Origin of the sequence: Cobetia sp. MMG027, assembly GCF_027947415.1 — a bacterium.
Taxonomy (GTDB): domain Bacteria; phylum Pseudomonadota; class Gammaproteobacteria; order Pseudomonadales; family Halomonadaceae; genus Cobetia; species Cobetia marina.
Genome location: NZ_JAQJIO010000005.1, coordinates 15,998 through 36,396 on the forward strand (window position 1 = coordinate 15,998; position 20,399 = coordinate 36,396).

Consider the following 20,399-nt stretch of genomic DNA (forward strand, 5'->3'; position numbering starts at 1 on the left):
CTAGGCTTGCTGCCCCTCGGAAGACAATGACTTGCATCAACGTATTGCCAGTGCGCCAGGCGCAACCCCCGTACGCGGTTGGATGGCTCGGGCTCTGGGCACGTTTCTGGTTGTCCGCACGGCGGCGTTTTCCGCAGTCGTTCGATGATGACGCGAATTTCTTACTGACACTTCCTGGCAGGACATTTCATGACGACAGCTCTGATCATCATTTTCGTGGTGCTGGCGATGTTGTCGCCGCTGACATGGTTACGCCCCAGCAAGCGTGAGACACGCACGTCACTGGTGCGCAAGGCCGTGATCGCGGACGGCATGCGGGTTGACCTGAAGGCAGCACCGCTTTCGGATGCCCCCAAGGGGATCGTCGGCTATCGTCGTCCCTGGCCCACCGAGCGCGATGTCACCCCCTTCATCCTCGTCCACGACGAGTGGGCCAGCGATGCACTGCGTGAGGCCGTGCCCGGATATCGTTGGCGTGAAGAGAGTCGCCTGGCGGAGGACCCCGACTTCGCGGCCGCTCTGGAACATCTCACGCGGGCGTTGCCGGAGGATGCCCTGATGCTGGAGTCCTCACTGTCCGGCTTGACGCTGTGGTGGGGGGAGAGCCTGGCACTGGAAGACTGCGAGGCGTGGCGCCGGGAGTTCGAGGTATTGCATGCCCTGTTGATCGCCAAGGCCCCCATTGCCCATCGCCGCCGTCCGTTGGTGGGGACAGAGCCCAGAATGCCGGGCGGGTGAGCGTGATATTTCGGGCCGCCCTCGGCCGCGAGCAGGGCCGGCGCGTGACCTGAGCTTGCCTTGAACGTCTTGCAAAAAAGCCCCCGTCGAGTCACTCGATGGGGGCTTTTTCCTTTCCCGCTGGCGTATCCGGACACGCTCGCTCAGGCGCTTTCCGGCACCTTCTCGGAGATTTCCAGGCCATTGCGTTCCATGACGCGCAGGCATTCGCAGAATTGGTCGACCTGCTCCGGCGTGAGCCCCTCGAGCATCTCGATGCGGGTCTGCTCGGCGATGGCATCGATCTTCTCGATCAGCGGCAGTGCCTTGTGTGTCAGGAAGATGCGCTTGGTGCGGCGGTCTTCCTCACAGGCGCGGCGTTCCACCAGCCCCTGCTCGCTGAGCTGATCCAGCGTGCGTACCAGAGACGGTGCCTCGATGCCGATGGAGCGTGCCAGATCACATTGTGGCTGGCCGTCTCCGAGTCGCCACAGGTGTACCAGCGTCATCCAGCGGGTTTGTGTCAGCCCAAGCGGGGACAGTCGCTGGTCCAGGATGGCGCGCCATAGGCGCGGCAGGCGGGAAAGCTTTAGCCCGATATCTTCATGCATGGGTATGTCGTCCACAGAGTGCAAAGGATGAGTGGGCTTTTATCCTGGCACCCCTCGGTGCCGCCCTTGTCTTCAGCATGCTAGGCAGCCTGGATAATTACAAGCCTGCGAACGAATTTTACGCCCAAGGTCGAGTAACCGAGGGTTCACGCTTCAGGGTCACTCACGTCGCGAAGCGTCACAGGCCCGGAATCAGGTTGGTGATCCGCCAGCCGGGGATGCCCGCCGGCCGTGCCAGGCTGCTGTCCGCGAAGGTGGCCACATGCGGATCATCACTGACGAGGAAGCGCAGACTGCCGATGCGCTGCCCGTTCATGGTCTCGACATCGATTTCCCATTCCCCCTCGCTGCCCTTGGGGAAGGCCGTCTTGTGTGTCCATGCCCGATAACCTTCCTTGCGACCGCCGTTGATGTTCAAGGCGATGCGATCCACCACTTCTCCGTCATGTCGCCAGACGTGATAGACCTTCTCCGACAACCCGCGTGGGGCGCGAATGGCCGTGTAGGCGTAGAGGCCTCTGGCGGAGAGTTGCGCTGGGGTCAGATGCATCTCGCCCCGCGGTGTCCGCGCCGCGGTGTCGAAGTCCGGCGAGAGGCTGCTGGCGTTGATCCAGAGCGTGGCAGGCGGAATCCAGGCGCGTGCCCCCCATGCGCCCACCCCCAGCATCACGCTGATGCCGATCATCGCCAGGCCACCGACCAGCCCGCGGGCAATCCGCAGGTTGGCGACACTGGGCAGCGCGAACAGGCTCATCGCGGCACAGGCAGCCAACAGACTCTCGCCGGTGGTCAGTTCCAGCAGCAGGGGCAGGGTGACCAGTACCACGACGAATACGCACAGGGCGTGGAAGCCGAAGTACAGCCAGCGATGGCGCTCGGCCAGTCGGTAGTAGAAGGGGTCGAGTATCGACAGCAGAGTCGCGCCGCACAGCAGCAAGGTGAAGCCTGCCTGGCCACTGGCCCAGTCGGTCGTCGCCAGAAAGAACGGCAACGTGAAGCACAGGGTCTCCTGCTGGATCAGCTGCGCCACGAAGGTGGCCAGCTTGCGGGGCAGGGCATTCTGGCCGCGATGACGGCGCAGACGGCTCCACAGGCCTTCGGCGATCAGGATCAACCAGGCCAGCATCATGCCCAGCGCCAGCATGCCACCCAGCCATTGCTGACGATTGACGAGGAAGAAACTGCAGATGCCCGCAGCGAAGCCGATGGGAGGCCATAGCCAGTGCCAGCGCTTGGTGCGTTCGACGATGCCGGTCAGGCGCAGATACAGGGCGGTGAGAGTGCTGCTCATGAAAGCATGGTATCGGTGTGGCCTTTGAGAGCCTGCTGGAGGGCAAGGATATGCCGCTGCCAGCCTGCGTGTCGGGAAAGCGCCAAGAGTAACGCGACTGCCTTTCCGGGTGTAGCGTCGATCTTTGCCCACACCCGCTGTCGATGTCAGGCGCCAGAGACAGGAACCGGCATGGAGACTGCCCCGGACCCCCGACCTTTCGCTAATGTCCGCAGGCTTGATCTTTGCCCGTCTCTGGCCCAAGCTGGCTGTATTCAAACGCTTGTATGAAGCGCTGTGGCGAGAGATGACTCTCCTGCGGCGCCTCTGGAAGCTTCGAGTCCGGCGAGGCCGGTTGCCAGCGCACCCATGGCAGAGACCATCCTGCGCCTGACAGCCCCTTCACCCCTTTCTCTTGTGGAGATCCGTGGATGATCTATTCAGGCAAAACGCTATCCGTCGAGGCCAATCAGGACGCCATCGCCCTGTTGACGCTCGACCTTGAAGGCGAATCGGTCAACAAGCTGGCCAGCTACGTACTCAAGGAGCTGGGGGAGGCGGTGGAGGCCATCAAGGCGACGGCCGACCTGAAGGGGCTGGTCATCCGCTCCGCCAAGGAAGCGTTCGTGGTCGGTGCCGATATCACCGAGTTCCATCAGATGTTCGAGAAGGATGAAGCCTTCCTCATCGACATGAACATGACCGTCCATGGCATCTTCAATGCCATCGAGGACCTGCCGTTCCCCACCGTCACCGCCATCAATGGGCTGGCGCTGGGCGGCGGCTGCGAGATCACCCTGACCACCGACTTCCGCGTCATGGCGGACAGCGCGAAGATCGGCCTGCCGGAGACCAAGCTCGGCATCATTCCGGGCTGGGCGGGCTGCGTACGTCTGCCGCGCCTGATCGGGGCGGACAATGCCATCGAATGGATCTGTGGGGGCACCGAGAATCGCGCCGACAAGGCCCTGGCAGTCGGCGCCGTCGATGCCGTGCTGCCGGTGGCCGAGCTGGACGCGGCGGCACTCGACATTCTGGCGCGCGCCAATGCGGGTGAGCTGGACTACATGGCACGGCGTCTCGAGAAGACCTCTCCGCTCAAGCTCAATGCCATCGAGCAGATGATGGCCTTCGAGACCGCCAAGGGCTTCGTGGCAGGCAAGGCTGGCCCGCACTATCCGGCGCCGGTGGAGGCCATCAAGGTCATCCAGAAGGGCGCGGGCGAATCGCGTGAGCGCGCCCAGGCCATCGAGGCCAAGACCTTCGCCCGGATGGCGCTGACCGACGTGGCCTTCAATCTGGTCGGCCTGTTCATGAACGATCAGGTGGTCAAGAAGAAAGCCAAGGGATACGAGAAGCAGGCGAGCAAGATCCAGCAGGCTGCCGTACTGGGTGCCGGTATCATGGGCGGTGGCATCGCCTATCAGAGCGCCAGCAAGGGCACGCCGATCCTGATGAAGGACATCAATGGCGAGGCCATCGAGCTTGGCCTGAAGGAAGCGCGCAAGCTGTTCGGCAAGGGCGTCGAGCGGGGCAAGCTGACCACCGAGAAGATGGCGCAGGGGCTGTCCAACATTCGCCCGACGCTGTCCTATGGCGATTTCGGCAACGTGGATCTGGTCGTCGAGGCGGTGGTCGAGAACCCCAAGGTCAAGGCGTCGGTGCTGGCCGAGCTCGAGGACAACGTGGCGGATACCACCATCCTGACGTCCAACACCTCGACCATTTCCATCACGCGTCTGGCCGAATCGCTCAAGCGCCCCGAGAACTTCTGCGGCATGCACTTCTTCAACCCGGTGCATCGCATGCCGTTGGTGGAAGTCATCCGTGGTGAGAAATCCAGTGACGCGGCGATCGCCGCGACCGTCGCCTACGCCCGTCAGATGGGCAAGACACCGATCGTCGTCAACGACTGCCCGGGGTTCCTGGTCAACCGCGTGCTGTTCCCCTACTTCGGTGGCTTCAGCCTGCTGGTCGAGAAGGGCGCCGACTATCAGCGCGTCGACAAGGTGATGGAGAAGTTCGGCTGGCCGATGGGCCCGGCCTACCTGCTGGATGTGGTCGGCATGGACACTGCGGTCCACGCCAATGCGGTGATGGCCGAAGGCTTCCCGGATCGCATGGCGCGTGAGGGCAAGACCGCCATTCAGGTGATGTACGACAACAAGCGACTGGGGCAGAAGAATGACCTGGGCTTCTATCGCTATGAGGAAGACCGCAAGGGCAAGCCGAAGAAGCTGCCTGATGAAGCGGCGCAGGCACTGGTCAGTGAAGTGGTCAGCGAGACGCGCGAATTCTCCGATGACGACATCATCGCGCGCATGATGGTGCCGCTGTGCATGGAAACCATCCGGTGTCTGGAAGATGACATTGTCGGTACGCCGGCCGAGGCGGACATGGCCTTGATCTACGGCATCGGTTTCCCGCCGTTCCGTGGTGGCGCACTGCGCTACGTCGATGCCATGGGCGTGGCAGAGTTCGTCGCGCTGGCCGACAGCCTGGCCGATGAGCTGGGGCCGCTGTATCGCCCGACCGAGGCACTGCGTGAGCGTGCCAAGCGCGGCGACGCCTTCTACGCCTGAGCCTTTGATTGCTGAGCACACCCAAGTGGGGCCAGCACTATCCGACCAGAATTTTCGGCTCTCGCGACAGCGAGGGCCATGAGGGAGCCAGACAATGAATCTGAATCCGAGAGATGTGGTAATCGTCGATGGCGTGCGCACTGCCATGGCCAAGGCCAAGAATGGGGCCTTCCGCCACGTGCGCGCCGAGAACCTGTCCGCCGCGGTGATGCAGGCGCTGTTCGACCGCAACCCCGGCCTGGTGCCGGCAGAGGTCGATGACGTTATCTGGGGCTGCGTCAACCAGACTCTGGAACAGGCCATGAACATCGCGCGCAATGCCGCCATCATGACCGGCATCCCGCGCAGCGTGCCGGCGCAGACGGTCAACCGGCTGTGTGGCTCCTCGATGAGCGCGCTGCATATCGCCACCGCCAACATCAAGGCCGGCATGGGCGACTTCTACATCATCGGGGGTGTCGAGCACATGGAGCACGTGCCGATGGCGCATGGGGTCGACGTCAACCCGGCGGCCAGCAAGCACGCGGCCAAGGCCGCGATGATGATGGGCCTGACCGCAGAACTGCTCGGCAAGATGCACGGCGTGAGTCGTGAGCAGCAGGATGAGTTCGGCGTGCGCTCTCACCAGCGTGCCCAGGCGGCCGCCGATGAAGGTCGTTTCGATGACGAGATCATCGGCGTCGAGGGCCATGATGCCGAGGGGCGCCGCGTGATGGTGACCCGTGATGAGGTCATCCGTGGCGATGCCAGCATGGAATCCATGGGCAACCTCAAGCCGGTGTTCGATCCCAAGGGCGGCACCGTGACGGCGGGCACCTCTTCCGCGCTGTCCGTGGGTGCCTCGGGCATGGCGGTGATGAGCGCCGAGCGCGCCGAAGCGCTGGGTCTCAAGCCCATCGCCCGCGTACTGTCCACCGGTGTGGCCGGGTGCGATGCCTCCATCATGGGCTACGGCCCGGTGCCGGCCTCCAAGCAGGCACTCAAGGCAGCGGGGCTGACCATCGACGATATCCAGACCGTCGAGCTCAATGAGGCCTTCGCGGCGCAGTCGATTCCCGTGCTCAAGGACCTCGGCCTGCTGGAACGCGCCGACACGGCGGTCAACCTCAACGGCGGCGCCATCGCGCTGGGGCACCCGCTGGGCTGTTCCGGCTCGCGTATCTGCACCACGTTGCTCAACGTCATGAAGCAGCAGAACACGCGCCTGGGTCTGGCGACCATGTGCATCGGCATGGGGCAGGGGGTCGCGACGGTCTTCGAGCGTCTCGACTGACTGTACTTCGCCTGAGATGGCGATCACGCACCGGCAGAGTATCTTCAAGCGGCATGTCTTCGGACATGCCGCTTTTTCGTATGCGTGCTTTTGTCTGGAAACGAGAGAGGGGGCGCAGTATCGTGACACAGGGCACTGAAACGCGAAGTCGCCCAGAGCTTGATGATCGAGGTTACGCGAGGGAGTCGCATCGATGGATTGGAACCATGTCGAGCAGGATCTGCCGTGTGCGGCACCGCCACGCCCCCTGCCGCATCCCCTGACGTTCCGGCTGCCTCCGGGCAGCATTGATTGCCATCTTCATGTGTTCGGCGATCCGGTGCGTTATCCGCTGGCGGAAGACAGGACCTACAACCCTGCCGAATTCGGGCTCAAGGACGCGCTGGAAATGCACCACGCGCTTGGCGCCCGTCATGGCGTCCTGATCCAGCCAAGTGTCTATGGCTATGACAATCGCCTGCTGTGCGACAGCCTCGAGAACTGTCGTGAGCGCGGGCTGGATTATCGTGGCATCGCCGTGGTCTCGCCCGAGATCAGTGATGCAGAGCTTGAGCGGCTCTCCAGGCTGGGCGTCTGCGGGGTGCGCCTCAATCTGATCTTCTCCGGCGGGCTGCGCTGGCGTGATGTCGTGCTGCTGGCGGACCGTCTGGCCCGCTTCGACTGGCATCTGGAATGCCTGATCGATGTCTCGACCTTCCGTGACATGGAGGCACGGCTCGGCAGTCTGCCGGTGCCGGTGGTGATCGACCACATGGGCCACCTCGCGGCTTCACGGGGGCCGGAATGTCCCGGTTTCACCGCGCTGTGTCGGATGCTCAAGCAGGGACGTACCTGGGCCAAGCTGTCGGCGCCATATCGACTCACCACCCGGGGACGCCTGCCGTATTCCGATGTCACGGCACTGGCGCGGGCACTGGTTTCTGCCAATCCCGAACGCGTGGTGTGGGGCAGTGACTGGCCGCATCCGCATATCGGGGTCGAGATGCCGGAGGAGGACACGCTCGCGGAATTGATGCAGCGCTGGTTGCCGGAGCGCGAGATGCGCGAGAAGATCTTCCGCGACAATCCACGCAAGCTCTATGGATATCCCGCCTTCGTGAAGTCGAAGGTCGAGGAGGCGCACTGAGCGCAGATCGAGCGCCCACCTGAGTCTCAGGGGCGTGCCGCCATGACAGAAGCCCCCGTCAGTGAACTGGCGGGGGCTTCTGTCATGGCTACAGCGTCTTGAACGCCACACGCGTGCCATGGGCCAGCAGGGTGGCATTGTCGACCGGAGTCGTGGGGAGGCCGATCATCTCATCCTGCACTTCCGCCCAGGTCTGCACGCCATGCGTCAGCCCCAGTGGCAGCAACAGGCGACTGACCCACTGCGTGCCGGTGAAGCGCAGGGACTGGCCATCTTCATCGACCAGACGACTGATGCCGTCGGCATGATGCAGGCGCACCAGATACAGCCCCTGATCCAGCGTCTGGATCTCCACGGTCAGCGTGTTGCCTTCGGCGAGCCATCGACGCAAGGTCTCGACACTGACGCCTTCGCCAAGCAACGGGGGTGTCATCTGCATGGGATCTCCCTCGTGTCAGAGGCACGTCGGACCGTGCCAGGATCACCCCACCTTGTAGGCGTGAGGCAGCTCGGCCAGCGGGCCGCGTCCACCGGCGAGCGTCAGGGCGAGATCCACCATCCCGTCCCAGATAGGCAGCGTCATTCCGCCCTTGATTGCCATGTCGAGTCGCTGCGAGAACAGCAGCAGCTTGTGCAGACGCTTGTGGGGCAGACGATTGAGCGCCTGTTGATAGAAGGGACGCCGCTTGTCGAAGATCATCGGTTTCTGCGCCTTGCAGGCATGCTCGAAGCTCTGGCCTTGATCGAGGTGCTGACGCAGCGAGAGCAGGGTGCGCAGCTCGCGCGTCAAGGCCCACAGGATCACCGGCGGCTCGACCCCTTCTCCCCGCAGACCCAGCACGATACGCCCGCTGCGCTCGATCTCGCCCTTCAGGCAGGCATCCGCCAGCGTGAAGACATCATAGCGGGCATTGTCCTCGACCCCCTGGGCGATGGCATTGCCATCCAGGCGTGCGCCCGGCGGGTGCAGCAGCGCCAGCTTCTGCAGCTCCTGATCCGCGGCCAGCAGATTGCCCTCGATGCGCTCGGCCAGCAGCCGGGCGGCGTCCTGATTCAGTTCCAGGCCATGCAGGCGGGCGCGATCACGAATCCAGAATCCGAGGCGGGAATGATCCACCGGCCAGATCGCGATGAACACTCCCACCTTCTCGAGCGCCTTGAACCACGCCGTCTGCTGCACCTTGCGGTCGAGGCGTGCGGCGGTGATCAGCAGGATGTCGCCATCCTTCTCGATGCGCTCGGCATAGGCCTTGAGCACCTTGCTGCCTTCCTGGCCGGCGCTCTGGGTGCCCAGGCGCAGCTCGATCAGCTTGCGCGAGGCGAACAGTGACATGCTGGCGGCGGATTCGGTCAGACGACCCCACTGGAAACCGTTCTCGACGTGAAGGACTTCCCGCTCCTCGACGCCGGCCGCACGCGCCGCGCGCCGGATGGCGTCGCAGCTTTCCTGATGGATCAGAGGCTCGTCGCCCGCCACGATATAGACCGGAGACAGGCGCTTGTTGAGTTGCTCTTCCAGCTTGTCGGGATAGACCTTCATGAGTGTCCTTCGATCCTGCACGGGAGAGGGCGGTGACGCTGGATGGCGGCAGACGCACACGGCTCCGCGGTGGTCGGTTGCCCGATAGCGCGGAGCCGTGATGGTGGTGCGGTCTACTGGTGAGCGTCTCGCCAGGTCAGAGAGTTCAGGGGGTGATGGCGCGCAGGCGGTCCATCAGCTGACGACTCAGCTCACGATCATTCTGCTCACCGGCACGTTCACGCACGTCATCGGTGTTGAGCAGGTTGTCGTCGTTGGTGTAGTAGTCGCTGCTGGCTTCCAGCTCCTGCTGGTTGGCCAGGTAGGCGCCGTCCGACTTGCGTTGCAGCGAGTAGACGACACGATAGGTCAGCTCGCGCTTGATGCTGCCTGCATCACCAAAGGTGATCTGATGGACGTCTTCATTCAGCTTGCCCAGATTCAGGCGCAGTGGTGCATCATCGCTCAGGCGGATGTCGGCCTGCTTGAGCGCTTCGCGCAGCGCGTCGTGGGTATCGGTGTTCGGTGCATGGACATCGAGTTCGGTGATGGCCATCGGCGTGGCGTCGTAATCGCGCAGCTGGAAGCCACAGCCGCTCAACGTCAGCGCGACGCCGACGCCAATGGCCGCCATCAGGCGGCGAGGAGCCGACCGGCGCGGGGCAGCTGACGCTGCGGTCTCGCCGGGGCTGCGTGATGCGTCCACTGATGCACTGTTGGAATTCGCCTGCGTCACCGTGACCTCCTGTCATGAACGAGTGTCATGAATGTCCTGCGAGAGCGCTGCATGCTCCGGAGATTCCCGCAAGTCATGCCGCGCACGAAATTTGGCTGCCAGCCATCCGCAAGAGGATGCGGATGGCTGGCAGGAGCCCGACGCGCCAAGGCGCCGGGTGCGGGGCGTGCCCCGGTATCGCCTCAGTTGGCGACGATGTTGACCAGCTTGCCCGGTACCACGATGACCTTGCGCACCGTCTTGCCATCGGTGTGCTTGGTGACGTTGGCATCTGCCAGGGCAGCAGCCTCGATGGCATCACGGTCGGCATCGGCGGCGAAGGACAGACGCGCCCGCAGCTTGCCGTTGACCTGCACGACCAGCTCGATGCTGTCCTTCTTCATCGCATCCCTGTCCGCGACCGGCCAGCTGGCGTCGATCACGGCTTCCTCGTGGCCCAGTGTCGCCCACAGCGAGTGGCTGGCATGCGGGATGATCGGTGACAGCAGCAGCACGCAGGCCTCGACGGCTTCACGGCTGACGGCCAGGCCCCGCTCGGAGGCGTCCTCGAAGCGGCTGATGGCGTTGACCAGCTCCATCACGGCCGCGATGGCGGTGTTGAAGGTGGTACGGCGGCCGATGTCATCGCTGCACTTGGCGATGGTCTCGTGCGTCTTGCGACGCAGCGCCTTCTGGTCATCGTTCAGGCCTGCCACGTCCAACGCGGCCGGGGTGCCGGCAGCGACGTGCTCGTGAACCAGGCGCCAGACGCGCTTGACGAAGCGATGCGCGCCCTCGACACCGGAATCGGACCACTCCAGCGACTGCTCGGGCGGTGCGGCAAACATCATGAACAGACGTACGGTGTCGGCGCCGAAGCGGTCGATCATTGACTGCGGGTCCACGCCGTTGTTCTTGGACTTGGACATCTTCTCGGTGCCACCGATCTCCACCGGCAGGCCATCGGACTTCAGCACGGCCTTGATGGCACGGCCCTTGTCGTCGGTCTCGACGTCCACGTCCAGCGGGTTGAACCAGTCGCGGCCGCCTTTCTCGTTGATGCGGTAGTAGGTATCCGCGACCACCATGCCCTGGGTCAGCAGCTGCTTGAACGGCTCATCGCTGTCGACCAGGCCGAAGTCCCGCATCAGCTTGTGGAAGAAGCGCGAGTAGAGCAGGTGCAGGATGGCGTGCTCGATGCCGCCGATGTAGTAGTCGACCGGCAGCCAGTAGTTGGCGCGCTCGTCCAGCATGGCCTCGGCATTGTCCGCGCAGCAGAAGCGCGCGTAGTACCAGGAGGACTCCATGAAGGTGTCGAAGGTGTCGGTCTCGCGCTGCCAGCCATCGCCCAGGTCACTGAAGGACGGCATCTTCTTGATCGGCGAACCGCCGGAGGCGTCGAATTCGACTTCCAGTGGCAGCTCGACCGGCAGCTCGTCGTCGGTCAGCGGGATGGATTCGCCATTCGGACCATTCTTGACCGGAATCGGCGCGCCCCAGTAGCGCTGACGCGAGACGCCCCAGTCGCGCAGGCGGAAGTTGGTCTTGACCTCACCACGGCCCTGCTCGACCAGACGTGCGGCGATGGCATCGAAGGCGCTCTCGAAGTCGAGCCCATTGAAGTCGCCGGAGTTGATCAGCACGCCGTGCTCGGTGAAGGCGGCGTCGCTGACGTCAGGCGCGTTGCCGTCGGCATCGGCGATCACGGCTTCGATGGGCAGGCCGTACTTGGTGGCGAATTCGTGGTCGCGCTCGTCGTGGGCCGGCACGGCCATCACGGCACCGGTGCCGTATTCCATCAGCACGAAGTTGGCGACGTAGACCGGCACTTCACGGCCCGTCAGCGGATGGATGGCCTTGAAGCCGGTATCCATGCCGCGTTTTTCCATGGTTGCCATGTCGGCTTCGCTGGTGCCGCCACGCGCGCATTCGGCGTTGAACTCGGCAAGCTCGGCATTGTGCTCTGCCGCGGCCTTGGCCAGCGGGTGAGCGGCGGCGACACCGACGTAGGTCACGCCCATCAGGGTATCCGGACGCGTGGTGAAGACGGTCAGGGATTCCTGCACCTGGCTTGCCTTGGCATCGAGGCCGAAGCTCAGCTCGACACCGCGCGACTTGCCGATCCAGTTGCGCTGCATGGTCTTGACCTGTTCCGGCCACTCGACCTTGTCGAGGTCGGCCAGCAGCTCTTCGGCATAGTCGGTGATGCGCAGGAACCACTGCGGGATTTCCTTGCGCTCGATCAGCGCGCCGGAGCGCCAGCCACGGCCGTCGATGACCTGCTCATTGGCGAGCACGGTCTGGTCCGCCGGGTCCCAGTTGACGATGGAGCTCTTCTTGTAGACGACTCCCTTCTCGACCAGCTTGGCGAAGAACCATTGTTCCCAGCGGTAGTATTCGAGATCACAGGTCGCGAACTCACGGCTCCAGTCGTAGGCGAAGCCCAGCGCCTTGAGCTGATCGCGCATGTAGGCGATGTTCTCGTGGGTCCACTTGCCCGGCGCGACGTTGTTCTTCATCGCGGCATTTTCCGCCGGCAGGCCGAAGGCATCCCAGCCCATCGGCTGCATCACGTTCTTGCCCTGCATGCGCTGGAAGCGCGAGATCACGTCACCGATGGTGTAGTTACGCACGTGCCCCATGTGCAGCTTGCCGCTGGGGTAGGGGAACATCGACAGGCAGTAGAACTTCTCGCGGTTGGCATCTTCCACCGCCTTGAAGCACTGATTTTTCTCCCAGTACTGCTGGGCAGCCTGTTCGATCTGGTCGGGAGCGTACTGTTGAGACGTATCCTGTGAGTCCATCGGGTCCGTTGCTACCTTGGCGTTGGCCTGTACCTGTCCAAGCGGGCAGGCAGGGCGTGAAGAGATGGGCGGTCCGCTTGGCAAGGCCGCCACTGTCAGCGATGGGGTCAAGTCTACCCCAGACGCCAGGCCTCAGGTAGGGGAGGCGACTGCCATGGCCCGCCGTGAGACCGGTCTTGACAGGGTGACGCGATATCCTGACCTGCGTCACGTCCTGCAGGCGGCCACGAGTGGGTGTGGCTTGTGAAGCAACGCCAACACCACCATGCTTGAGAGAGCGCCCCATGCCTCCCGCAGACCGGGAGACGCTGATGATACAAGGAGAGTCCATGAGCCAACCACGTGAACCCCGTGATCCGCACGATCCCGCCAGTGCCACTACGTCCTCGCATGACAGCGGCTTTGAAGATACCCCGATGCCCTCCCGCCAGCCGCAGGGCGAAGGGGAAGGACGTCTCGGCGATGCCTATGGGCGAATCCTGACGCGTCTGGAAGACAGCAGCGGCGAGTTGTCCTGGGAAGGGCTCAAGGCCGAGCTGGATGAAGCGGTGAAGTTCGAGGCCGAGGTCGAGGAGTTCACCCGTGACGAGCTGGCGCTGCTGCGTGCCTGGGTCGAGCGGGACATGCAGGAATTCCGTCGCCACCTGGCGGCCGGTGGCGAAGGGGTCGCCAGCTGGCTGGGGATTGATCTCGACGTGCTGTCGCGCAGCGTCAGTTCCGCGCTGATGTCCATCGCGGATCGCACCGTGGTGGACCGCGCGCACTTCGAGGAAGACCTCGAGGCCGCTCGCGCCGACTACACCAGTGGAGAAGTCATCGCGCCGGGGCTGCTGCACTGCGTGCATTGCGAGGCCATCACGACCTTGACGCGCCCCAGCGTACTGGAGCCCTGCCATGCCTGTGGGCACCGTTTCTTCGCACGCGGGGCGCCGCAACCCGCGTCATCAACCGATGCGGACCCCCGGGACTGATGGCGACACCGCACGACTGGTTCCTGCCAGCGCATCAGGAGTGGACGGCAGGGCATCGCGCCCGAGCCGTCCAGTGCATGATCGCGCATTTCAATCAACAGGCTCGCCCGCGTGCCGCGGGCCTCTTCAAGCAGGTGTCCTACTACCTGTTCCTGCTGGGGGATTATCGCGCTGCCGGTCAGATACTCGGCCAGGGTTGTGATGAATGCCCCGAGGATGAAGAAATCGCCCTCAATCGGGTGGTATGCCTGTCGCGGGCGGGTGATGCGTCAGGGGCCATCGCCGCTGGGCAGAGGCTGGTCGATGGAGGAAGCCGCAATCCGGTACTGTTCGATGCATTGGCCTCCTGCTGTGCACGCCTGGGGCGCCATGCTCAGGCACGTGGCTTCGGCAGTCGCGCATTGGAGCTCAAGGATGTCGCGTACGGAGACCAGCCGCTTGCCAAGGACTGGGCATTGCCCTCCAGTGCCCCATCGGCGGTGGCAGCCGGCAAGCGGCGAGTGCTGTCCTATGGTCTCTGGGGCCAGGGGCCGCGTTATCTGAATGGCATGTTGCATAACCTGTTGCTGGCACCGGTGCTCTACCCGGGCTGGCAGGTGCGGCTGTATCACGACGACAGTGTGCCAGAGGATTTTCTGGACATCGCCCGGCAGCTGGACGCCGAGCTGGTGGAACGTCCGAAGACCGACTCACTCAGACAGCGGCTGTGCTGGCGATTTGCGGTCGCGGATGATCCCGGCGTTGGCTATTTCCTGGTGCGGGACTGCGACAGTGTCATCAGTCTTCGCGAGGTACGAGCCGTGCAGATGTGGCTGACTTCCGGGCGCTTCTTCCATGTGATGCGCGATTGGTGGACGCATACCGATCTCGTGCTGGCGGGACTCTGGGGAGGTGTCGCCGGGGTGCTGCCCTCGATGGAGGGGATGCTGGCGGACTGGAGTCCCCGGCAGGTGGAAACCCCGAACATCGATCAATGGTTTCTCAAGGAGCGCGTCTGGCGCTATCTGCGTACCAGCCTCATGAGCCATGACCGCTGTTATTCGCTGAAGGTGAACTCGCGCGCCAGCCTGGCGTTTCCCGATGATGTGCTGGGTGAGCTTCCCGCGGGCAATGCCCATGTCGGATGCGATGAATGGACGCGGGACCCGGCTTTCCAGCGTCGCCAGCTGGGGCCCTGGCTCAGGCAGGCCAGCTGGATGCAGGAGGTCACCTGAGAGCGTGAGCGTGGCAGGGTGGCATTGATGACCAGAGACACGACGGGCTGCCCATGGGCAGCCCGTCGTGTCTCTGGTCGGTGGCCTCGATGCGTCTAGCGACCCACCAGCCAGCCGATCCACTCGTGCAGTGCCCAGCGTGACTGGGTCAGCGCGGAGCTGTTGGGAATCCAGGCATCGATTCCCAGCCCGGAGACGGTGGTGTATCCCACCGGGGCCGGAATGATGGTGCGGAAGCCCTGATTCTGGAAGTTGCGCATCGCGCGCGGCATGTGCCAGGCACTGGTGACCAGCACGATCTTGTTGATGTCGTCTTCCTTGAGCATCTCGCGAGTGTAGCGCGCATTCTGCTGGGTATTCTCGCTGCGGTTCTCAAGCCAGCGCGCCGGGTAATCGAATTCATCGATCAGCGAGCGCTGCATCAGTTCCGCCAGGGTGCCATCGTCCGATGACGAGACCTTGCCGCCGGTCAGCAGGATCGGCAGCTCGGCATTGCGCGCGACCCGCACGCCTTCGTCCAGCCGGCTGAGCGTCTCGCCGTTGATCCGGTCCCGTCCCTGCAGCTCCGGCGCATTGTAGTAACGGCCACCGGACAGCACGACCACCGCCTGAGCCTGAATCCATTCCGCCGGTGCACTGGGCTGAATGCGCTCAAGCCCGGCCATCAGGCGTGTGGAGACGACCGGCGACGCCAGGAGCCACATGCCCAGAATGGCCAGTGCCATCAACGCCCGCGCCAGAGTCGGCCAGCGCTTGAGGATCAGCATGGTCAGGATCAGCAGCAGCAGCGGGCCGCCGGGTGGCAGTATCAGGTCCTTGATGATGCCGAGAAACTCGGTGAAGCCCATGATGGTCTCGCTTGTTCAGAGGCGCTGCCGGGCATCTCCCGGCAGCGGATAGGGGGAGCAGCGTATCAGCTGGACGCCTTCATGCCACGGCGTGCCGCCAGACGTTCACCGATGCCCAGCATCAGGCTCGGTGCCAGCAGCAGGCCCACCAGAATCCATATCGGCAGCAGTCCGAAGCGCATCCAGGGCGTCATGCCCAGCTGCAGGCGGATGTCGCCGGTGACGGTCGCCTCCTCGAACTGCGGGGCGCGGGCAATGATCTCCCCCTGTGGCGAGATGATCGCCGTCACCCCGTTGCTGGTCGCGCGCAGCAGGAAACGTCCGTTTTCCAGTGCGCGAATCTGTGCCATCTGCAGGTGCTGGAGTGGCCCGATGGAGTGACCGAACCAGGTGTCATTGGACACGGTCAGCAGCACGGTCGAGCTCAGCGCCCGCTGGCGAACCAGCTCCGGATAGACGATCTCGTAGCAGATGGCGACCCCGATACGCAGCCCGCTCACGAACAGCGGTTCCTGCTGACTGTCGCCTGATTGCATGCTCGACATCGGCAGGTCTAAGAAGCCGATGATGCCACGCAACCAGCTCTCCAGCGGCACATATTCTCCGAAGGGCACCAGATGTTCCTTGCGATACTGGGCCGAAGGGTCATCGATGGGAATCACGCTGTTGTAGAAGCGGTTGTCGGCGTCGCGCTCGACGATGCCGGTGATCAGCCCGGTCTTGGGAGGCAGCGTCGCCTGGATGCGTTCCAGGAAGGGCTCGGCCTGATCGCGCAGCATCGGCAGTGCGGTTTCCGGCCACACGATCAGGTCGGCATCGTCCTGCACGGCACGGGTCATCGCGGCATAGGTATTGGCCGCGCGTCGCTGGCCCTCGGCGCTCCACTTGATCAGCTGCGGCAGGTTGCCCTGCAGCAGCGCGACGCGTGCCGGCTCTCCGCCGGGATGCGTCCAGCTGGTCGGCAGCAGCAGACCCGCCCCCCACAGCACCACCAATGGCACGAGGGTCAGCCAGCGCCGCCTGAGCGCCAGGTTCCACAGCAACGCACCGGACAGCGCGATGATCAGCGAGACGCCGTAGACCCCGAGTATCGGCACCCAATTGGCCAGCGGCGACCCCACCGCACTGTTGCCCAGCAGCAGCCACGGGAAGCCGGTGAAGGCCCAGGTGCGAAACAGCTCACTGATGACGAAGACGGCAGCGAACGACAGCACGTCCAGCTGGCGTGAGCAGAAGCGTTGCCACAGCCCCATCCACAGCATCGGGAACAGCGCCATGGTGGCGACGAACAGCATCGTCAGCAGCACGGCCAGCGGCATGCCGGTATAGCCGTAGTCATGGATCGAGACATAGACCCAGCTGGCGCCACTGCCGAACAGACCGACGCCATACCACCAGGCGCGCAGGAAGCCACCGCTCGGCATGCGCAGGGCGCCGTAGAGCAGCCCCGCACCCACCGGGCCCAGCCACCATTGCTCGAAGGGGGCGAAACTCAGGGTGATCAAGACACCGGCGATCAGAGCCAGCAGGTGGCCCAGCGCATTGCTCAACGACGACGTGCCCCTGAAGGCCGCCGGGTGAGGTGATTCGGACATGCCGCTCTCCTTGTAAAATGCCAGACACACCGTCGGGCATGTCTGGCATTGTCCTCTATCGATTCAGCCTGGCATCAGCGCCATGCGTCACTCACCGCTGATGTGCGCGCGATGCTCAGCGGAGGGCGGGGCATCACCGGTGGCATCTTCCAGGCGGCAGACCTGCACCTGGCGAATGCGACGGTTGTCGGCATTGAGCACGGTGAAGCGCCAGCCGGCGAAGTCGGTCGACTCCTGGCGACGTGGCATGTGACCGAAGCGCTGGATCATCAGACCGCCGATGGTATCGAACTCTTCATCCGGGAAGTCGGTGGCGAAGTGCTCGTTGAAGTCCTCGATGGTGGTCAGGGCGCTGACGGCGAACTGGCCGTCGCCCAGCTCACGGATATCCTCATCCTCATCGGTGTCGTGCTCATCCTCGATGTCGCCGACGATCTGCTCGAGAATGTCCTCGATGGTGATCAGGCCTGCGGTGCCGCCGTATTCATCGATGACCACCGCCATGTGATTGCGGGTCTCGCGGAATTCCTTGAGCAAGCTGTTGAGGCGCTTGGACTCCGGGATGAACATGGCCGGACGGATGGCTTCGCGTAGATCGAAGCGCTTGCGCTCGCTGTCGTTCTGCAGGATCAGCGGCAGCAGGTCCTTGGCCAGCAGGATGCCGAGCACCTCGTCGAGGTTCTCGTCGATGACGGGATAGCGGGAATGCGCCGATTCGAGGATCAGCGGCAGGTACTCCTCAGGACGCTGATCGACCTGGATAGCCTGCATCTGGGAGCGGGGGATCATCACCTCGCGGACTTGCTGGTCACTGATTTCCAGCGCGCCCTCGATGATGGCAATCGCGTCCTGATCGAGATTGAGGCGTGGGCCTACCTCGGTCAGGAACTGAAGCAGCTCACTGCGGGAGCTGGGTTCGTCGGTGTCGCTTGAGAAGGCGCCGAACAGCTTATCGAGCCAGGATTTCGAATGGCTTCCCGATCGGTCTTCGCTCATGCGTTAGTTTCTCTTTTCCTCGGTGGCGATACCCCATCGTCGTGGGGGTATCGGGGCTGCCGGGTGACGCCTGGACGAACCAGGCATTACCCGACGGCGGGTGCTGCCGATGCGAAAGGGCATCGGCATCATTGATTCTCTTCCCGGTAGGGGTCGGCAATGCCCAGCCCTGCCAGCACGTCACGCTCGAGGGCTTCCATATGCTCGGCGTCATCGTCCTCGATATGGTCATAACCTAGCAAGTGCAAGGTGCCATGCACGAGCATATGGGCAAAATGGTCCTCGAGGGACTTGCCCTGAGCGGCCGCTTCCCGCGCCACGACGTGTACGCTGATGACGAGGTCGCCGAGAAAGCGCGAGGCGTCGTCCGCCTCATCCGCGGCCTCATCCTCAGCCGTCATCAGTTCCGGGGTCTGCGGCGCCTCAGCATCCCCCACGCCACCTGACTCCAGCATGACATCGTCGTCAGCGGCGTCGCCCTGAGGCTGGCCGTCGAGGCCGACGTCTTCACCGTCATCGAATCTCGGAGCTTCCTCGGCGAAACGCTCCGCCAGTTCGGCTGGCAGGGCGAAGTCGTCGAGATCCAGTGGCTCATGCGGGAAGGACAGCACATTGGTGGAGGAGTCCTTGCCGCGATAGTCGCGGTTGAGCCCGCGGCTTTCTTCCTCTTCCACCAGGCGCACGGTCAGCTCGTAGGGGGTGTCATCCACCTCGCCGTCACTCTGCAGGGCGTCATCAGCCATGGCCCCTGCCAGCGCCGCGGCCACCCAGGCCTCGAGCTGATGGCTCGCCGGCAACGGCTGGCCATCGATCTCGCTCTCGGTGACAGCGAGTTGCAGGTCCACGACCACGGCAGGTGCCTGGCTCACTGAGCACCCCCATTGCCGGAGGGTCTGTCACTGGACGAGCTGTTCTCGAAGGGCGGCGTGCTGCCCTGGGCATTGAGTGCCGCCATGCGCGCCTCGCGCTCGGCCTGGCGCTTCTCGCGACGCTCGCCTTCCTGCTTCTCTTCCTCGGCCTCGAAGCTGTCGTAGGCTTCGACGATGCGCTGCACCAGCGGGTGACGCACCACGTCCTTGGCGAGGAAGCGGGTGATGCTGATCCCGGGAGTGTCCTTGAGCACTTCCAGCACGTGCGCAAGGCCCGACTGGGTACCACGCGGCAGGTCGACCTGCGAGACATCCCCGGTGATGACGGCGGTGGAGCCGAAACCGATGCGCGTCAGGAACATCTTCATCTGTTCGCGCGTGGTGTTCTGGGACTCATCGAGAATGATGTAGGCATTGTTGAGCGTCCGGCCACGCATGTAGGCCAGCGGGGCGATCTCGATGATCTGGCGCTCGATCATCTTGTTGACGTGCTCGAAGCCGAGCATCTCGTAGAGGGCGTCATAGAGCGGGCGCAGGTAGGGGTCGATCTTCTGGGCCAGATCACCGGGCAGGAAGCCGAGCTTCTCGCCGGCCTCGACCGCCGGGCGCACCAGCAGGATGCGGCGCACTTCCTGATTGTTGAGCGCTTCCACCGCAGCGGCGACGGCCAGATAGGTCTTGCCGGTACCGGCCGGGCCGATGCCGAAGTTGATGTCGTGGTTGCGCATCTCGGTGACGTAACCCTGCTGGTTGAAGCCGCGCGGGCGGACCAGCACCTTGGGAGTACGAATCACCACGTCGCCGTAGCTGACGTCCTGGTCTTCCGCGGCTTCCACCAGTGCCTCGACACCGGATTCCTGCAGGAAGAGATGGACGGTCTCGGCATCGACTTCCCCGGCACCGGTCTCGCGATAGAGGTGCTCCAGCACGTTGGCTGCGGCCTTGACGGCAGCCGAGGGACCGGCGATCTGGAAGTCGTTGCCGCGGTTGCGCAGGGTGACACCGAGTCGGGATTCGATCAGCTTGAGATGCTCGTCGCGCTGACCGGTCAGGCTGGCCAGACGCTGTGGGTCTGCCGGCTCGAGCGTCATGTTGAGAATGCGATTGGCTTGCTGGGGCTGGTGGCTCAAGGCGTCGAATGTCCTGATGCAGGTGAATGCGTGAGTCGCGGTGGGCAAGGAATTCACCTGAGTGAAACCCGGCTGCCACGTCGTTGAGAAGAGCTTAATGCGCGATGGCCGTACAGGGCAATTGTCCTGTACGGCCAACGTGGCTATCCGCTTGATAGT

Annotated in this window: 17 protein-coding genes; 6 read left to right on the forward strand and 11 right to left on the reverse strand. The window is 63.9% G+C overall.

The annotated features are described in order from the left end of the window. The first annotated feature begins 189 nt into the window (after positions 1–189). A complete protein-coding gene (locus PJK54_RS07545) occupies positions 190–738 on the forward strand; it encodes a hypothetical protein (protein ID WP_077371360.1) in 549 nt (182 codons plus the stop codon). A 143-nt stretch (positions 739–881) separates the two neighbouring features. Here the strand turns inward: PJK54_RS07545 and slyA are convergent, their stop codons facing one another. Both slyA and PJK54_RS07555 read right to left on the reverse strand, forming a co-directional pair. Then, positions 882–1,328 carry a transcriptional regulator SlyA gene (slyA, locus tag PJK54_RS07550; protein WP_077371363.1) on the reverse strand — a complete coding sequence of 149 codons (447 nt, stop codon included), beginning with the start codon at positions 1,326–1,328 and terminating at the stop codon, positions 882–884. 178 nt (positions 1,329–1,506) lie between these two features. Next, complete coding sequence (locus tag PJK54_RS07555) at positions 1,507–2,619, reverse strand: DUF5924 family protein (RefSeq protein ID WP_271302606.1); 1,113 nt, start codon at positions 2,617–2,619, stop codon at positions 1,507–1,509. Between the two features lie 410 nt (positions 2,620–3,029). Here PJK54_RS07555 and fadB point away from each other — a divergent pair, with 410 nt between their 5' ends. The 3 genes from fadB to PJK54_RS07570 all read left to right on the forward strand — a co-directional run bounded on the left by fadB (position 3,030) and on the right by PJK54_RS07570 (position 7,579). Further along, positions 3,030–5,180: a fatty acid oxidation complex subunit alpha FadB gene (fadB, locus tag PJK54_RS07560; RefSeq protein WP_077371369.1), complete on the forward strand. Its 2,151-nt coding sequence runs from the start codon at positions 3,030–3,032 to the stop codon at positions 5,178–5,180. A gap of 94 nt (positions 5,181–5,274) precedes the next feature. Beyond that, positions 5,275–6,453, forward strand: coding sequence for an acetyl-CoA C-acyltransferase FadA (gene fadA, locus PJK54_RS07565; protein ID WP_136938374.1), 1,179 nt, complete (start codon positions 5,275–5,277; stop codon positions 6,451–6,453). Positions 6,454–6,646: 193 nt separating this feature from the next. Continuing rightward, the gene (locus tag PJK54_RS07570) at positions 6,647–7,579 is read left to right on the forward strand and encodes an amidohydrolase family protein (RefSeq protein ID WP_077371374.1); all 933 of its coding nucleotides are present in this window, start codon (positions 6,647–6,649) and stop codon (positions 7,577–7,579) included. Between the two features lie 88 nt (positions 7,580–7,667). On the opposite strand, the gene PJK54_RS07575 is transcribed toward PJK54_RS07570, so the two are convergent. The 4 genes from PJK54_RS07575 to leuS all read right to left on the reverse strand — a co-directional run bounded on the left by PJK54_RS07575 (position 7,668) and on the right by leuS (position 12,617). After that, on the reverse strand, positions 7,668–8,018 hold the full coding sequence (locus tag PJK54_RS07575) for a DUF6482 family protein (protein ID WP_271302607.1): 351 nt from the start codon (positions 8,016–8,018) through the stop codon (positions 7,668–7,670). 42 nt (positions 8,019–8,060) lie between these two features. Beyond that, positions 8,061–9,119 carry a DNA polymerase III subunit delta gene (gene holA, locus PJK54_RS07580; RefSeq protein ID WP_271302608.1) on the reverse strand — a complete coding sequence of 353 codons (1,059 nt, stop codon included), beginning with the start codon at positions 9,117–9,119 and terminating at the stop codon, positions 8,061–8,063. A 145-nt stretch (positions 9,120–9,264) separates the two neighbouring features. Continuing rightward, positions 9,265–9,834, reverse strand: a complete 570-nt coding sequence (locus PJK54_RS07585; RefSeq protein ID WP_077371380.1) for an LPS-assembly lipoprotein LptE — start codon at positions 9,832–9,834, stop codon at positions 9,265–9,267. A gap of 182 nt (positions 9,835–10,016) precedes the next feature. Beyond that, entirely contained in the window at positions 10,017–12,617 is a 2,601-nt protein-coding gene (gene leuS, locus PJK54_RS07590) for a leucine--tRNA ligase (RefSeq protein WP_271302609.1), read from the reverse strand. Between the two features lie 416 nt (positions 12,618–13,033). Here leuS and PJK54_RS07595 point away from each other — a divergent pair, with 416 nt between their 5' ends. Both PJK54_RS07595 and PJK54_RS07600 read left to right on the forward strand, forming a co-directional pair. Next, positions 13,034–13,588 carry a zinc ribbon-containing protein gene (locus tag PJK54_RS07595; protein WP_077373062.1) on the forward strand — a complete coding sequence of 185 codons (555 nt, stop codon included), beginning with the start codon at positions 13,034–13,036 and terminating at the stop codon, positions 13,586–13,588. After that, positions 13,588–14,802: a tetratricopeptide repeat protein gene (locus PJK54_RS07600; protein ID WP_077371387.1), complete on the forward strand. Its 1,215-nt coding sequence runs from the start codon at positions 13,588–13,590 to the stop codon at positions 14,800–14,802. The genes PJK54_RS07595 and PJK54_RS07600 overlap by 1 nt, the downstream gene beginning before the upstream one ends. A gap of 95 nt (positions 14,803–14,897) precedes the next feature. On the opposite strand, the gene PJK54_RS07605 is transcribed toward PJK54_RS07600, so the two are convergent. From PJK54_RS07605 to PJK54_RS07625, 5 genes are all read right to left on the reverse strand, one after another. Continuing rightward, positions 14,898–15,650: a YdcF family protein gene (locus tag PJK54_RS07605; protein ID WP_077371390.1), complete on the reverse strand. Its 753-nt coding sequence runs from the start codon at positions 15,648–15,650 to the stop codon at positions 14,898–14,900. Between the two features lie 65 nt (positions 15,651–15,715). Further along, positions 15,716–17,245, reverse strand: a complete 1,530-nt coding sequence (gene lnt / locus PJK54_RS07610; protein ID WP_077371393.1) for an apolipoprotein N-acyltransferase — start codon at positions 17,243–17,245, stop codon at positions 15,716–15,718. A gap of 87 nt (positions 17,246–17,332) precedes the next feature. Further along, the gene (locus tag PJK54_RS07615) at positions 17,333–18,241 is read right to left on the reverse strand and encodes an HlyC/CorC family transporter (protein WP_077371396.1); all 909 of its coding nucleotides are present in this window, start codon (positions 18,239–18,241) and stop codon (positions 17,333–17,335) included. 128 nt (positions 18,242–18,369) lie between these two features. Next, positions 18,370–18,984, reverse strand: coding sequence for an rRNA maturation RNase YbeY (gene ybeY / locus PJK54_RS07620; protein WP_181013916.1), 615 nt, complete (start codon positions 18,982–18,984; stop codon positions 18,370–18,372). Between the two features lie 122 nt (positions 18,985–19,106). After that, positions 19,107–20,240: a PhoH family protein gene (locus PJK54_RS07625; protein WP_373996114.1), complete on the reverse strand. Its 1,134-nt coding sequence runs from the start codon at positions 20,238–20,240 to the stop codon at positions 19,107–19,109. Positions 20,241–20,399: the final 159 nt, after the last annotated feature.